At 39.2% G+C, this 12,366-nt stretch carries 13 protein-coding genes; 9 read left to right on the top strand and 4 right to left on the bottom strand.

Translation table 11 applies throughout. The features are described from left to right. The first annotated feature begins 20 nt into the window (after positions 1–20). On the top strand, positions 21–1,025 hold the full coding sequence (locus BK583_RS11145) for an NADP-dependent oxidoreductase (RefSeq protein WP_055735239.1): 1,005 nt from the start codon (positions 21–23) through the stop codon (positions 1,023–1,025). Between the two features lie 41 nt (positions 1,026–1,066). Here BK583_RS11145 and BK583_RS11140 read toward each other — a convergent pair whose 3' ends face one another. Together BK583_RS11140 and BK583_RS11135 are read right to left on the bottom strand one after the other, a co-directional pair. Next, entirely contained in the window at positions 1,067–2,203 is a 1,137-nt protein-coding gene (locus BK583_RS11140; protein WP_055735240.1) for an MFS transporter, read from the bottom strand. A gap of 165 nt (positions 2,204–2,368) precedes the next feature. Next, complete coding sequence (locus BK583_RS11135; protein ID WP_055735241.1) at positions 2,369–2,938, bottom strand: RDD family protein; 570 nt, start codon at positions 2,936–2,938, stop codon at positions 2,369–2,371. 149 nt (positions 2,939–3,087) lie between these two features. On the opposite strand from BK583_RS11135, the gene BK583_RS11130 reads away from it, so the two are divergent. The 4 genes from BK583_RS11130 to BK583_RS11115 all read left to right on the top strand — a co-directional run bounded on the left by BK583_RS11130 (position 3,088) and on the right by BK583_RS11115 (position 7,365). Continuing rightward, positions 3,088–4,641, top strand: coding sequence for an ABC-F family ATP-binding cassette domain-containing protein (locus BK583_RS11130; protein ID WP_038479695.1), 1,554 nt, complete (start codon positions 3,088–3,090; stop codon positions 4,639–4,641). A gap of 351 nt (positions 4,642–4,992) precedes the next feature. Next, a complete protein-coding gene (locus BK583_RS11125) occupies positions 4,993–5,568 on the top strand; it encodes a D-glycero-alpha-D-manno-heptose-1,7-bisphosphate 7-phosphatase (protein WP_367576376.1) in 576 nt (191 codons plus the stop codon). Positions 5,569–5,596: 28 nt separating this feature from the next. After that, the gene (locus BK583_RS11120; RefSeq protein ID WP_055735243.1) at positions 5,597–6,439 is read left to right on the top strand and encodes an MBL fold metallo-hydrolase; all 843 of its coding nucleotides are present in this window, start codon (positions 5,597–5,599) and stop codon (positions 6,437–6,439) included. Positions 6,440–6,519: 80 nt separating this feature from the next. Then, entirely contained in the window at positions 6,520–7,365 is an 846-nt protein-coding gene (locus tag BK583_RS11115) for a PhzF family phenazine biosynthesis protein (RefSeq protein WP_078440148.1), read from the top strand. A 42-nt stretch (positions 7,366–7,407) separates the two neighbouring features. Here BK583_RS11115 and BK583_RS11110 read toward each other — a convergent pair whose 3' ends face one another. Further along, entirely contained in the window at positions 7,408–8,148 is a 741-nt protein-coding gene (locus BK583_RS11110) for a carbonic anhydrase (RefSeq protein WP_055735245.1), read from the bottom strand. 329 nt (positions 8,149–8,477) lie between these two features. Here BK583_RS11110 and BK583_RS11105 point away from each other — a divergent pair, with 329 nt between their 5' ends. Next, entirely contained in the window at positions 8,478–8,804 is a 327-nt protein-coding gene (locus tag BK583_RS11105; RefSeq protein ID WP_055735246.1) for a hypothetical protein, read from the top strand. A 94-nt stretch (positions 8,805–8,898) separates the two neighbouring features. Further along, entirely contained in the window at positions 8,899–9,708 is an 810-nt protein-coding gene (locus BK583_RS11100; protein WP_038479717.1) for an ABC transporter ATP-binding protein, read from the top strand. Here BK583_RS11100 and BK583_RS11095 read toward each other — a convergent pair. Next, the gene (locus tag BK583_RS11095) at positions 9,703–10,008 is read right to left on the bottom strand and encodes a hypothetical protein (RefSeq protein ID WP_055735247.1); all 306 of its coding nucleotides are present in this window, start codon (positions 10,006–10,008) and stop codon (positions 9,703–9,705) included. The two genes, BK583_RS11100 and BK583_RS11095, sit on opposite strands and share 6 nt — an antisense overlap. Positions 10,009–10,151: 143 nt before the next feature. Here BK583_RS11095 and BK583_RS11090 point away from each other — a divergent pair, with 143 nt between their 5' ends. Beyond that, positions 10,152–11,201, top strand: coding sequence for an NAD(P)/FAD-dependent oxidoreductase (locus BK583_RS11090; RefSeq protein WP_055735248.1), 1,050 nt, complete (start codon positions 10,152–10,154; stop codon positions 11,199–11,201). 95 nt (positions 11,202–11,296) lie between these two features. Beyond that, on the top strand, positions 11,297–12,346 hold the full coding sequence (locus tag BK583_RS11085; protein WP_055735249.1) for an iron-siderophore ABC transporter substrate-binding protein: 1,050 nt from the start codon (positions 11,297–11,299) through the stop codon (positions 12,344–12,346). The last annotated feature ends 20 nt before the right edge of the window (positions 12,347–12,366 follow it).

The following is a 12,366-nucleotide window of genomic DNA, read 5'->3' as shown; positions in this document are numbered from 1 at the left end:
ATAAAGGAGGAAAAAACAAGATGAAGCAACAACAGATTCAACTGCGTAAACGCCCTGACGGATGGCCTAATGAAGATACCTTTTCTTATGAAGAGGTGGACGTTCAAGAGCCTTCAACTGATGAAGTGACGTTGAAAACCCGCTATCTTTCGGTAGATCCATATATGCGAGGAAGAATGAACGATACAAAATCGTACGTAGAACCGTTTCAAATAGGAAAACCTTTGAACGGTGGGATTGTGGCTGAAGTTACGAAAACCAAATCAGAAAAGTTGAAAGTTGGCGACATTGTATCGGGAGCACTAAATTGGCAGGAGTATAATACGGTTTCTGCAGAGACTGTTCGTAAACTTGATTTACATGGAGCACCGATGTCAACAGCACTTGGGGTGTTAGGAATGCCGGGACTCACAGCGTACTTTGGTATGTATCATATCGGGGAACCAAAAGAAGGTGAAACTGTTGTTGTATCAGGCGCGGCTGGAGCCGTTGGTTCGGTTGCAGGCCAATTAGCTAAACGAAAAGGCGCATATGTTGTTGGCATTGTCGGTTCAAAGGAAAAAGCAGACTACATTCGTTCGATCGGTTTCGATGAGGCGATTAATTACAAAGAGAAGCATGTAGCGCAAGCATTAGAACGTGTATGTCCTAATGGCATTGATGTTTATTTTGAAAATGTTGGTGGCGATATTTCGGATCAAGTTTGGCCTCTTCTGAACCCGTTTGCTAGAGTTCCTGTTTGTGGTGCCATTTCCTCGTATAATCTAGAACAAGGAGAAGAAGATATAGGCAGGCGAGTTCAAGGATACCTTGTAAAAGCTCGTGTGAAAATGCAAGGCTTTCTCGTTGGAGATTTTCAAACTCATTACAAGGAAGCGTACGCCGATTTAGCACGTTTTTTACAAAACGAAGAAATACAATTCGAAGAAACGATTCATGAAGGGTTTGATAAAGTACCAGAAGCTTTTCTAGGATTATTTAAAGGGAAGAATATAGGCAAGCAGCTTGTAAAAGTAGGCGAATAAAAAGGAGCGTTCATACCAAAGGGTGTGAACGCTCTTACCTGTTATTTTATTTTTACAGCGATAATCGCAACAATCAAACCAATTACAGCAAAAAAACCGCCTACAGGGGCATTAAAATCGACTGTGTATACATCAATTGTCAATCCACCTACAACGGAGCCAATCGCCATACCTACATGGGTAGCAGAGTTGTTAATACTTTGTTGGATGTCAGACGTTTTTGGTGCAGAAGCCACGAGATGTCCTTGTATAGCTGGTGTAATTGTCCAGCTTAAAAAGTTCCACAGCATTAAAAGCGGAATGAGTAGTAGCCCGTTGGTTGAAACAAGGGGTACGATAAAGAGAACAAAGGCAAAAAAGGCTAACGCGACAACCATCGTTTGCCGATTGCCAAATCGGTCCGATGCATAGCCCCCAAACCAACTTCCACAAATAGCCGCTATACCAAATAACAAATAAAGAAAGCTTAGGGCATTTCCTGATACATGTAACGTTGACTGTAAGAATGGCGTTAAAAACGCATACAGTGTTAAATGGCCAATAAAAAACAGAATGGAAACAGAATGTACCAATAAAATAGTCGGTTTCCGTAGGGCGCGTAATTGTGTTGAGAGAGGTACATACGGCTTTGGTTTAATAGGATTTAATGTGAACTGGATCAATACCATTAAGATGAAGGTTACAGCTACAATAAAGACAAACGGAGCACGCCAACCCCATTCGTTTCCAAGAAATAGGCCTAATGGTACACCTAAAACTAATGAGGCACTCACACCCATCAATACCGTGCCAATAGCTCTAGAGCGATAAGCTTCTAAACTAATTTGCGATGCAATGGTTAAACATAATGAAACAAGGAGAGCCGCGCCTGACGCCGATAAAATACGTGATATAAGAAGTACGAGTAAACTATTGCTTACGACTGCAATACCATTTGAAAACAAAAATAACACGAGAACAATCATTATTAATTTTTTTCGTTCCATTTTTGCTGTAAGGGATAGCAAAACCGGACCAGCAATTGCAAAGCTAAGAGAAAAAGCAGAAATTAATAAGCCGGCTTGACCTAGTGAAATATTTAAATCAGCTGCAATGAAAGGTAAGATACCCCCAATAATTAATTCAACTAGACCAACAATAAAGGTAAGCGTGGTTAATAGGTAAATTCTTTTGTCCAAAACGGTTCCTCCCCAAATAAAAACAGGACCTCCTGTGAAACGGGAGGCCCTGCATTAAAGCATACATGTGCTAATTCGCTAACATAACGCCCATAGTTATGTCGCCTGAATACGTAAGTACTCATAAGTTAGCATGGCTTTAAGGAAGTGTCAATAAATCAATGTTTATTCTTCTTTGTTTATCTTTTCTGTTTCTGCTGGAGACTGCTTTGTAACATAGGTGCCCGCAATAAGATCATGTATGGAGCGTCGTGACTTCGATAAGCCAACCATAAATGCACTAACAATTAATAAAATGACAGATGAAAAAAGGCCAAGGGTTAGGATGGTGAAATCGAATCCAGATAAAATGAATTCCTCATTCAAATCAATGTCTTGTAAGAATGTTAGCCAGATTCGTGTATCAACAGTAAAAGAAAGGATGGTAACGGTAATAAGTGTAGGTAACACATAGATAAGGCCACCGATAATAGTACGTTTAATCATTGTCCAAATGCCTACGTCTGTACCGTCCATGTGAATGATGCGAATCTTGAACACCCGTTTACCGACTGTATAACCATACCAAAAAACTGGCAGTAGTAGTGCGTACAAAAACTGTGCTAATTCTGTAATACCATCTTGCCAAGCTGCTAGTAAGAATAATCCTAGAAAAAATGCCAATCCATTAAATAAAAGACCATCAAGTAAAATGGCCCCAAATCGTATCCAAAATCCTGCAGGTTTTGTTTCCATAAGATTCCTCCTTTTCCTTTTAGAATATACCATATATTCTCTATTAGGAGATAGCGTACATGAGTGTAAGCTTACACTGTAGAGATAGTTGTGGTACAATTGTTTATTGGAAAAGTAGATAACGCTTACGCATAAAGGATTGATAATAGATGAGTGTTTTAACAGTGAAGAATTTAAGCCATGGTTTCGGTGATCGTGCCATTTTTCAAGATGTTTCGTTTCGGTTATTAAAAGGCGAACACATTGGATTAATCGGTGCAAACGGTGAGGGGAAATCTACGTTTATGAATATTATTACCGGCAAGCTTATGCCGGATGAAGGAAAAGTAGAATGGTCAAAGAAAGTACGAGTTGGCTATTTAGATCAGCATACTGTTCTTGAACGTGGCATGACGATGCGGGATGTGTTAAAAGGTGCGTTTCAGTACTTGTATGACATGGAAACTGAAATGAATCAAATGTATGAGAAAATGGGAGACGTTACACCAGAAGAGTTGGAAAAGCTATTAGACGAGGTTGGTGTCATTCAAGACACGTTAACAAACAATGATTTCTATACCATTGACGCGAAAGTAGAAGAGGTTGCTCGTGGTTTAGGGCTAGATGATGTCGGTTTAGAAAAAGATGTAGAAGATTTAAGTGGTGGACAGCGAACGAAAGTATTACTAGCAAAACTTTTACTTGAAAAACCAGACATTCTTTTACTTGATGAGCCGACGAACTATTTAGACGAACAACATATTGAATGGCTAAGACGATACCTACAAGAATATGAGAATGCGTTTATTCTCATTTCCCATGATATTCCATTCTTGAACAGTGTTATTAATTTAATTTATCATATGGAAAATCAAGAGCTGAATCGTTATGTTGGTGATTATGATCACTTTTTAGAAGTGCATGAAATGAAAAAGCAACAGCTTGAAGCAGCTTATAAACGCCAGCAACAAGAAATGTCTCAGTTGAAAGATTTTGTAGCCCGGAATAAAGCCCGCGTTTCCACACGAAACATGGCTATGTCTAGGCAGAAGAAATTGGATAAAATGGACGTTATTGAACTTGCAAAAGAAAAACCAAAGCCAGAATTTCATTTCAAAGAAGCCCGTTCAACAAGTAAGCTTATTTTTGAGACAAAAGAGCTTGTCATTGGATATGATGAGCCACTATCTAGACCCCTTGATTTACGGATGGAACGTGGGCAAAAAATTGCTTTAGTTGGAGCGAACGGCATCGGCAAAACGACCCTTTTAAAAAGTTTACTTGGCATTCAAAAGCCTATTTCTGGTACAGTCGAACGGGGCGATTATCAAGAGGTTGGTTATTTTGAACAAGAAGCGAAAGCAACGAATAATACATGCATTGAAGAAATTTGGCAAGAGTTCCCTTCTCTCGGACAAGGAGAAGTTCGTTCCGCTCTTGCAAAATGTGGTCTTACTACTAAACACATTGAGAGTAAAATGATCGTCTTAAGTGGAGGAGAAAAAGCAAAAGTACGCTTATGTAAACTGATCAACCGAGAGTCGAATATTTTAGTCCTGGATGAGCCAACGAATCATTTAGATGTAGATGCAAAAGAAGAACTAAAACGCGCATTAAAAGCATATAAAGGTAGCATTATATTGATTTCCCACGAACCAGAATTTTATCAAGATATTGTTACAGAAACATGGAATTGTGAGAGCTGGACGACAAAAGTTGTTTAAGGCATGAAAGAGGCTGGGACCTAACGAAAAGTAGTAGTTGAAAAGACGAATAGTCTAAAAGATGCTGAGTAGCATCGCTACAGGAGAATCCTTCGCTTTCCGGGGACACGGCCTCAGCCTCCTCCGTGGAAAACCGCCACTCCAGAGTCTTCAGACACGTGCTGATCCCCCAGGAGTCTTCGAATTCTCCTTCCGTTCATTTTCATATAAAACAAACGACGAACGTTCCTATTTTCAGGAATGTTCGTCGTTTTGGTCTGTCTACCTACTTTTGTCCCAGCCTTTTTTCTATTTGTTAGAGGAAAAGAGTGTATATATAAATAAAAACACATAATTTAGACTCAAAAACAAATGCTAGGACAAGAAAAGTACGAAGCGGAGGATAACATGGAGCAAGCTGTGTTCTTAGACCGAGATGGTGTCATTAATGAAGTTAAAACGAGCAGAGTAACGTTTGTCAATAAACCAACTGACTTTTACTTACTTGATGGTGTTGGAGAAGCCATTCGATCTTTTAATCAATCAGGTTTCGTTGTGTTCGTCGTGACAAATCAAGGTGGTGTGGGTCTTGGCTATATGACAGAAAAGACACTGCGAACGATTCATGAAAAAATGGTTAATCTTTTAGCTCAACATGATGCAACCGTCAACGAAATTGCGTATTGTATTCATCGACCAAATGAAGGGTGTCATTGCCGTAAGCCTGGATCGCTTATGATAAAGCAATTAAGTGATAGGTACGGAGTAGATCCAACAGCAAGTATTATGGTAGGCGATCGAGAACCTGACATTAAAGCAGGTAAAAAAGCAGGCTGTAAAACGGTTTTAGTAGGGAATCGAACGAAGAATGAGAACTACGGTGCAGATGCTGTTTTTCAGAGTCTGGCTGATGCCGTCCCCTGGATCTTAAAGAAGAAAAGCCTGTAAAACACATGTATTCTTAAGGAGGATGAACATGAAGAATAAGATGTCCTATGGTGATGACTACAAATCACTCCCGTTAACAACAATTGGAAATGGTGTGACGATCCAAGTATGTGAAGATGTTTATCAATACACGAATCAATTTGTGAATATTATCTTTGTTGGTCATCCAAACACAGCTGATTACGTAGTCATTGATGCAGGTGTTCCAGGTGGTGCGAACGAGATTATATCAGCGGCTAACTCATTATATGGGTCAAAAAAACCAAAAGCCATTCTATTAACCCATGGGCATTTTGATCATGTTGGTTCCATTATTGAACTAATTGACCATTGGAAAGTAGATGTGTATGCGCATCCTTTAGAATTGCCATACCTGACTGGAGAAGAACGTTATCCAGAACCAGATCCAAGCGTTGAAGGTGGTCTTTTAGCAAAGATTTCTGCTTTATTCCCTAATGACCCTATTCAAATAAATGAACACGTCTTCCCCTTACCAGAGAATGGAGACGTTCCTTTTTTAAAATCGTTTCAGTGGATTCATACGCCAGGTCATACGCCAGGGCACGTTTCCTTTTTTCGTCATGACGATGGCTGTTTAGTGGTAGGGGATGCGTTTACTACAGTTCGACAAGATCAATTATATGAAACGATTGTTCAAAAACAAGAAGTTAATGGACCGCCTCGCTATTTTACAACTGATTGGAATGAAGCAGAACAATCGATTATAAGTTTACAGAAGCTTGAACCGCTAGTAGTTGTTACTGGTCATGGAGTGCCTGTTTCTGGTGAAGAGCTAACGTCAGGGCTGACTGCATTACGAGCAAATTTTAATGAAGTATATAAACCAGATTACGGAAGATATGTTGAATAAGTAGCAATCAAGTCTCATAGCATTTTTACTTTCAATTTAAGCATTCTTGCCTTATCCTTTTTTTAAGGGAGTGAATGGTTATGAAAGTTGATTTTCAACAAGTTGATGTATTTACAACTAAGCCGTTTAAAGGAAATCCTGTAGCCGTCATACATAATGGAGACGGGCTTTCGACCGAGATTATGCAGGCTATCGCAAATTGGACAAATCTTTCTGAAACCACTTTTGTCTGTAAAGCAGATCATCCACTGGCAGATTATAAACTGCGTATCTTTACCCCTCATAGTGAACTTCCTTTCGCTGGTCACCCAACAATTGGTTCTGTAGCAGCCGTTATGGAGCGGGGGTTAAAGCCAAAACAGGAAGGGCGTATTATTCAAGAATGTCAAAGAGGTCTTGTTACAATTATACAAGAGGATGATAGGTTTTTCTTCGAATTACCTGAACAAAAAGTAGAGCATGTTGATGAAGAAATCGTCGAACACATAGCAGAAGCTATTGGAGTTAGCAATGAATACATTGAAGATCGTTTGATTATAGATGTAGGCCCTGTCTGGTTAACACTAAAAATAAATAGAGACGTTAATATTAAACGTCTTAGACCAGTTATGAATCAATTAATGAAGGCTATACCTTCAGGAATAACAGGTGTAACCATTTTTGGAGACAGTTGTAATGTAGACTCACTGTTTGAAGTTCGATCATTTGCTCCAGGCGAAGGCGTACCGGAAGATCCTGTTTGCGGTAGTGGAAATGGAGCAGTAGCTACTATAGTGCGTAAGATGGCATTGCCTGTAACGGAATTTTCAACCAGCCAAGGTAGTTGTGTAGGTCGTGATGGGAAAGTTGACATTCGCTATCGAGACGGTCACATTTTAATAGGTGGCAGGACTGTCACCTGTATAGAAGGGAAGTTAACAGTATAAACATTGTAAATAAAAAAGCTGGCATAGTAGCCAGCTTTTTTATCAATGATAGTGGTATCCAACATCTCGGTTACCTAAGTCTTGAACAGGGCGGTAGTTAGATGGATAGATCGATTGAAAGCGATCAAGTTGCTCTCTTGAGACTTGTATCGGTTCATCCAATACTGTCCATTTTACCCCTTCATCACATGGAGGCGTTGTTAAAGAACCTTCGTATTGAAAGGAATCTAATTCGCCAGGGATGAAATCGTTAGGATCGAGCACAACGGTTTCCGTAGCTGTACCTTCCTCAGTCGGCATTAAGTCCCACACTTGATCCAATGCTTCATGATGGTCTCCTTCTTCCATTAGCACCCCTAAAACCGCTAAATTATCATGTTTGTCTACATGAACGAGATGTAATTCCATTTCGTAATGCTCATCTTCGAGTGTATGCTCACTCGGTGTGTGAAAATGAAATTGAGCAAGTGTATACGGTACACCAGCTAGGCGTAGGGTGCTTGCCGTCGATCCGTTTACGTCTGCTTGAATAGTGTGGCCATTGTTTTGAACAGAAAATGTGGTTGGTTGATATGTATTGATAAGTGGCCATTTTGCAGAGGACAGGTTGCTATACGATAATGCAATGGGTGATTGTTGCTCACCAATTGAACACATCGCATAAGATTCATCGAGCTCTCCCCAATGTTCTGGTCCTGTCTCCCCTTCATAAGACCAAGAAGCTTGTAAGGCTTGAACGGGACCTTGATACGTTAGCGTGCTGGCTTGAACAGATGAGGGCAAAAGCGTTGTAGCAGCAATACTAGAAAGAGATAAAGAGATTAATAGATTTTTAATTGGAAACGCCTCCTTTTTTGACTTACGCTAAAATTATCCCTTATAAAAACAAATTAATCTACATGGTTTTCCATTTTCCCAACATGAAAATTGTGTTTTTTGTCAAAAAAAATAGAAGCTTTATCGAGTTTTAAGGCTTCTCTAGAATACTTAGGTTCTTTTTTAAATGCATAAGGATATAGAGAATCCTCTAATTTTTCGTTTCAGTCTTTTTTAAGTGCTTCCTGGGATTCTACCTTCATATACTAAAGTTGATACTGAAAAGGGTGATCCGAATGGACAATCAAGAGGAACAAGAGAAACTTAGACTATCAGAGGATTGTTTTTACTTGGAAACGCTTCTTGGCGTCATTTCGTCGACATTGTTTTTTTTAGGTGTAAAATTAGGAAGAGACATTTCAAGGATCAATCAATCAACAGCGCCATTGTCCGAAGAGGATATGGAAGAACTGATTATTTTTTCCGGCGCATCATCAACAGTAGGGGGGCTTCGTCAATATCAGGATATAGAAGATCTACTCGTTTCATTACAAAAAGATTTACATCATGTTGAAAGAGAGATGAACGAAATGAAGCAAAAGATGAATGACTATTACCGTTGAACAAACATTAGAAAATAATTAGATTGAATCGTGCAAAAATTTCGTGGAAGTGGTACGATAAGAGGATCCTTTTGAAGCGAATGGAGCGTGCGAAATGACTCACATTGTTACGTGCCGAAATGTCACATTTAAAAGAGATGGACAGCAGGTACTAAACGATATCAATTGGACCATTAACCAAGGAGAGCATTGGTGTATTCTTGGGTTAAATGGATCTGGCAAAACATCTCTATTGAATTTAATCAACGGCTATGCTTTTCCGACAACAGGAACGATCGCTGTCTTAGGAAATGAATTTGGCAAGACGAACTTACCTAATCTACGAAAAAGGATTGGTTATGTCAGTAGTTCGCTAGACCGTTTCTTACATATAATGCAAAATGAAACAACAGAAGAAATAGTAGCAAGTGGCAAGTACGCCTCATTTGGCTTATATGAACACTTATCTGACCTTGAATGGGAACGTGTTGATGATATTCTTGAAACACTTCGATTGCAACATCTGAAAGGTAAATTTTTTTCTGTTTTATCCCAAGGCGAAAAAAGGCGGGTCTTAATTGGACGAGCATTAATGAATAACCCTGACATTCTTATATTAGATGAACCCTGTACAGGCTTAGATGTATTGACTCGCGAAGAACTCATTAGCGTAATGAATGAAATTAGCGCCAGAGGTAGTCACATCATTTACGTTACGCACCATATTGAAGAAATATCGGACGTCATTACCAATGTATTAATGATTCGTGATGGAGAAGTTGTTGAATCTGGTCGGAAAGACGACGTACTCACGAATGAATCATTGTCTGCTACCTTTAAATTACCAGTAAGTGTAAGGTGGATTCACGGTCGCCCATGGCTCAACATTTCTACGCAAACGAATGAAAACCTCTCAAATCTATGAGAGGTTTTTGGTTGTTTTTCGACGATGATACTGGAGAGTGCAACCGTAAACAATGCAAGACACGAGAATAAGGATCCAAATAAGGTCACGATAAGTATCAAAAGACAGACTAAAAAAACGATGGCTCATTTCAAGGAGAAGCCATCCTATTGGCAATAAAGGGAACGCATAGAAACTTGCTTTTCGGTAGTAGCCAGTTTCGGTTTCTTTCTTTGCTTTAGTTGATTGAGAGAATTGATGCTCCTTGTATCCATAATAAAAAAATGGAAGCAGAAGGAGTGTTCCTATTAGTACAATCATGTCTGTACTCCTTACAATTTTTACCGTTTATCAAAAGGGTATCACGTCAACGGAGGAAAGTAAAAAAGAAAATGGGGAAAGATGATTAAATGTATTGATAATGAGAATCTTTATCAGTATTATGAGAAGAGAGGAGTGATTCCATGCAAAATGAATTAGATCTTTATGATATCACCATTGTTGGTGGAGGACCTGCAGGCCTTTTTGCTGCTTTTTATAGCGGTATGCGCTCAATGAAAACAAAATTAATCGAAGCAAGCCCTTATTTAGGAGGGAAATTAAATAGCTATCCAGATAAGATGATATGGGATGTTGGGGGACAACCGCCAATTAAAGCAAAGCAACTCGCTTGGCAGCTTATAGAGCAAGCAATGACGTTTGATCCAACTATTGTCTTAAATCAACAGATTCAAGATATTAAACGTACAAGAGAAGGATACTATATCATCCAGTCCAGAACAGGTGAGTGTCACCTTACACGTACCATCGTTCTTTCGATCGGATATGGTACAAAAAGTGCAATAAAATTATTGGTTAAAGATGCAGATAAATATGAGAATTCAAACCTTCATTATACTGTAACAGACTTAAAACAATATAAAGGGAAGCGTGTATTAATTTCTGGTGGTGGAGACTCTGCTGTTGATTTTGCGAACGCTTTATACGGTATCGCCCATGATGTAATGGTTGTTCATCGTCGAAATGAATTTAAAGGACATGAGCGAAGTGTAGAAACGTTATTGACGAATCGTATTCGGGTTAAAATGCCGTTTGCTGTTAAAAGACTTGAAGGTGATCAAGCGAGGATTAATGCTGTAGAGATTGATCAAGTAGATGAAAAAGGTGTCTTTTTGAATAGATGTGAGCATGTGAAAGTGGATGCAGTCATTGTCAATCATGGTATGAAAGCAGATATTGGAGGAATTCGAAACTGGGGTCTAAAAACAGATGACAGACATATTCTCGTCAACGATAAACTGGAAACTGGAAAAGAGGGAATCTATGCTGCTGGTGACAGCGCAATGTTTGGCAACAAAATTCATCTTTTGGCAGGTGCATTTACCGATGCGGCTACAGCAGTCAATCATGCAAAGACTTATATAAAACCAGAGTCAGCCATGGACATTTTCATTTCTTCTCATAATCCTGTTTTTGATGAAAAAAATGAATTAATCGAACAGGCTGCAAAATAAAATTGACTTTCGCAAGAAGGTACACTAATATAATTGATATCGATTATCATTTTCAATTATAAAGAGATGTACATAGGAAGAGGAGAACGAATTATATGATTAAGCTTAACCATTCATCTAAACTTTTTTTATTTTCTACAGCAATGATTGCTGCACTAGCAGGTTGTTCAGATAGCTCTAATGACACGTCTTCAGAAGATACAGGTGCTACTGTTGATAGCAGTACGGAAGAACAAATTGTCATTGAACATGCATTTGGAGAGACGACTCTCGACTCAGTACCTGAACGTATTGCCACCGTGCAATGGGGTAACCAAGATGTAGCTTTAGCATTAGGTGTTGTGCCCGTTGGATTCTCTGCTGCCAATTTCGGTGTACAAGATGATAGCGGTTTACTACCATGGACAGCAGAAAAGCTTGAAGAACTAGGTGAAGAAGACCCAAATGTTTATCAAGACACAGATGGGCTAGACTTTGAGGCTATTGCTGATTCACAACCAGATGTGATACTCGCTGCTTACTCAGGTATCACAGAGGAAGATTACAATCTTTTAAGTGAAATCGCACCAGTTGTTGCGTATCCAACTTCTCCTTGGACAACGTCTTGGCGCGATCATGTGTTGATGAATGCAGAAGGCATGGGTTTGAAAGAACAAGGCGAGCAACTGATTGAAGATACAGAACAGCTCATTGATGAAAAATTAGCTGAATACCCAGAAATTGAAGGGAAGACCGTCGCTTGGGTAAACTTCTCTGCAACGGATACGTCTAATTTACATTTATATACACCTGTAGATACACGGGTTGCATTCTTAACAGAAGAATTAAATATGGAATTTCCTCAAGAAATTAAAGATGAGCTACCGAACGAAGAAGACTTTTCATTAAGTTTAAGTGCTGAGAATGCAGATATCCTTAATAATGTTGATGTGATTCTTGGTTATGGAGACGATGAATTATTTGAAGCGTTACAAAAGGATGCTCGTCTTGGTCAAATTCCTGCTATTGAAAGAGGATCAGTGGCATTTATTAATGGTGGCTCTGAATTAGGAGCAGCTGGTACACCGAATCCACTGTCGATTGCTTATACTATTGATGAGTATTTAGAGTTAATTGGAGATGCGCTGAATCAGGCAGAGGAGTAAATCTGGTGAAGGTCGATGTG

Source organism: Shouchella oshimensis (assembly GCF_002019765.1).
Classification (GTDB): domain Bacteria; phylum Bacillota; class Bacilli; order Bacillales; family Bacillaceae_D; genus Shouchella; species Shouchella oshimensis.
Note: the sequence above shows the minus strand (reverse complement) of the source record. Positions and strands in the feature narration are given on the sequence as shown.

Coding starts and splice junctions, on each gene's coding strand:
- BK583_RS11135 (WP_055735241.1), bottom strand. CDS start 2,938: ATGGAAACAAAACCTGCAGGATTTTGGATACGATTTGGGGCCATTTTA.
- BK583_RS11120 (WP_055735243.1), top strand. CDS start 5,597: ATGAAGAATAAGATGTCCTATGGTGATGACTACAAATCACTCCCGTTA.
- BK583_RS11145 (WP_055735239.1), top strand. CDS start 21: ATGAAGCAACAACAGATTCAACTGCGTAAACGCCCTGACGGATGGCCT.
- BK583_RS11100 (WP_038479717.1), top strand. CDS start 8,899: ATGACTCACATTGTTACGTGCCGAAATGTCACATTTAAAAGAGATGGA.
- BK583_RS11095 (WP_055735247.1), bottom strand. CDS start 10,008: ATGATTGTACTAATAGGAACACTCCTTCTGCTTCCATTTTTTTATTAT.
- BK583_RS11130 (WP_038479695.1), top strand. CDS start 3,088: ATGAGTGTTTTAACAGTGAAGAATTTAAGCCATGGTTTCGGTGATCGT.
- BK583_RS11090 (WP_055735248.1), top strand. CDS start 10,152: ATGCAAAATGAATTAGATCTTTATGATATCACCATTGTTGGTGGAGGA.
- BK583_RS11105 (WP_055735246.1), top strand. CDS start 8,478: ATGGACAATCAAGAGGAACAAGAGAAACTTAGACTATCAGAGGATTGT.
- BK583_RS11115 (WP_078440148.1), top strand. CDS start 6,520: ATGAAAGTTGATTTTCAACAAGTTGATGTATTTACAACTAAGCCGTTT.
- BK583_RS11085 (WP_055735249.1), top strand. CDS start 11,297: ATGATTAAGCTTAACCATTCATCTAAACTTTTTTTATTTTCTACAGCA.
- BK583_RS11125 (WP_367576376.1), top strand. CDS start 4,993: ATGCTAGGACAAGAAAAGTACGAAGCGGAGGATAACATGGAGCAAGCT.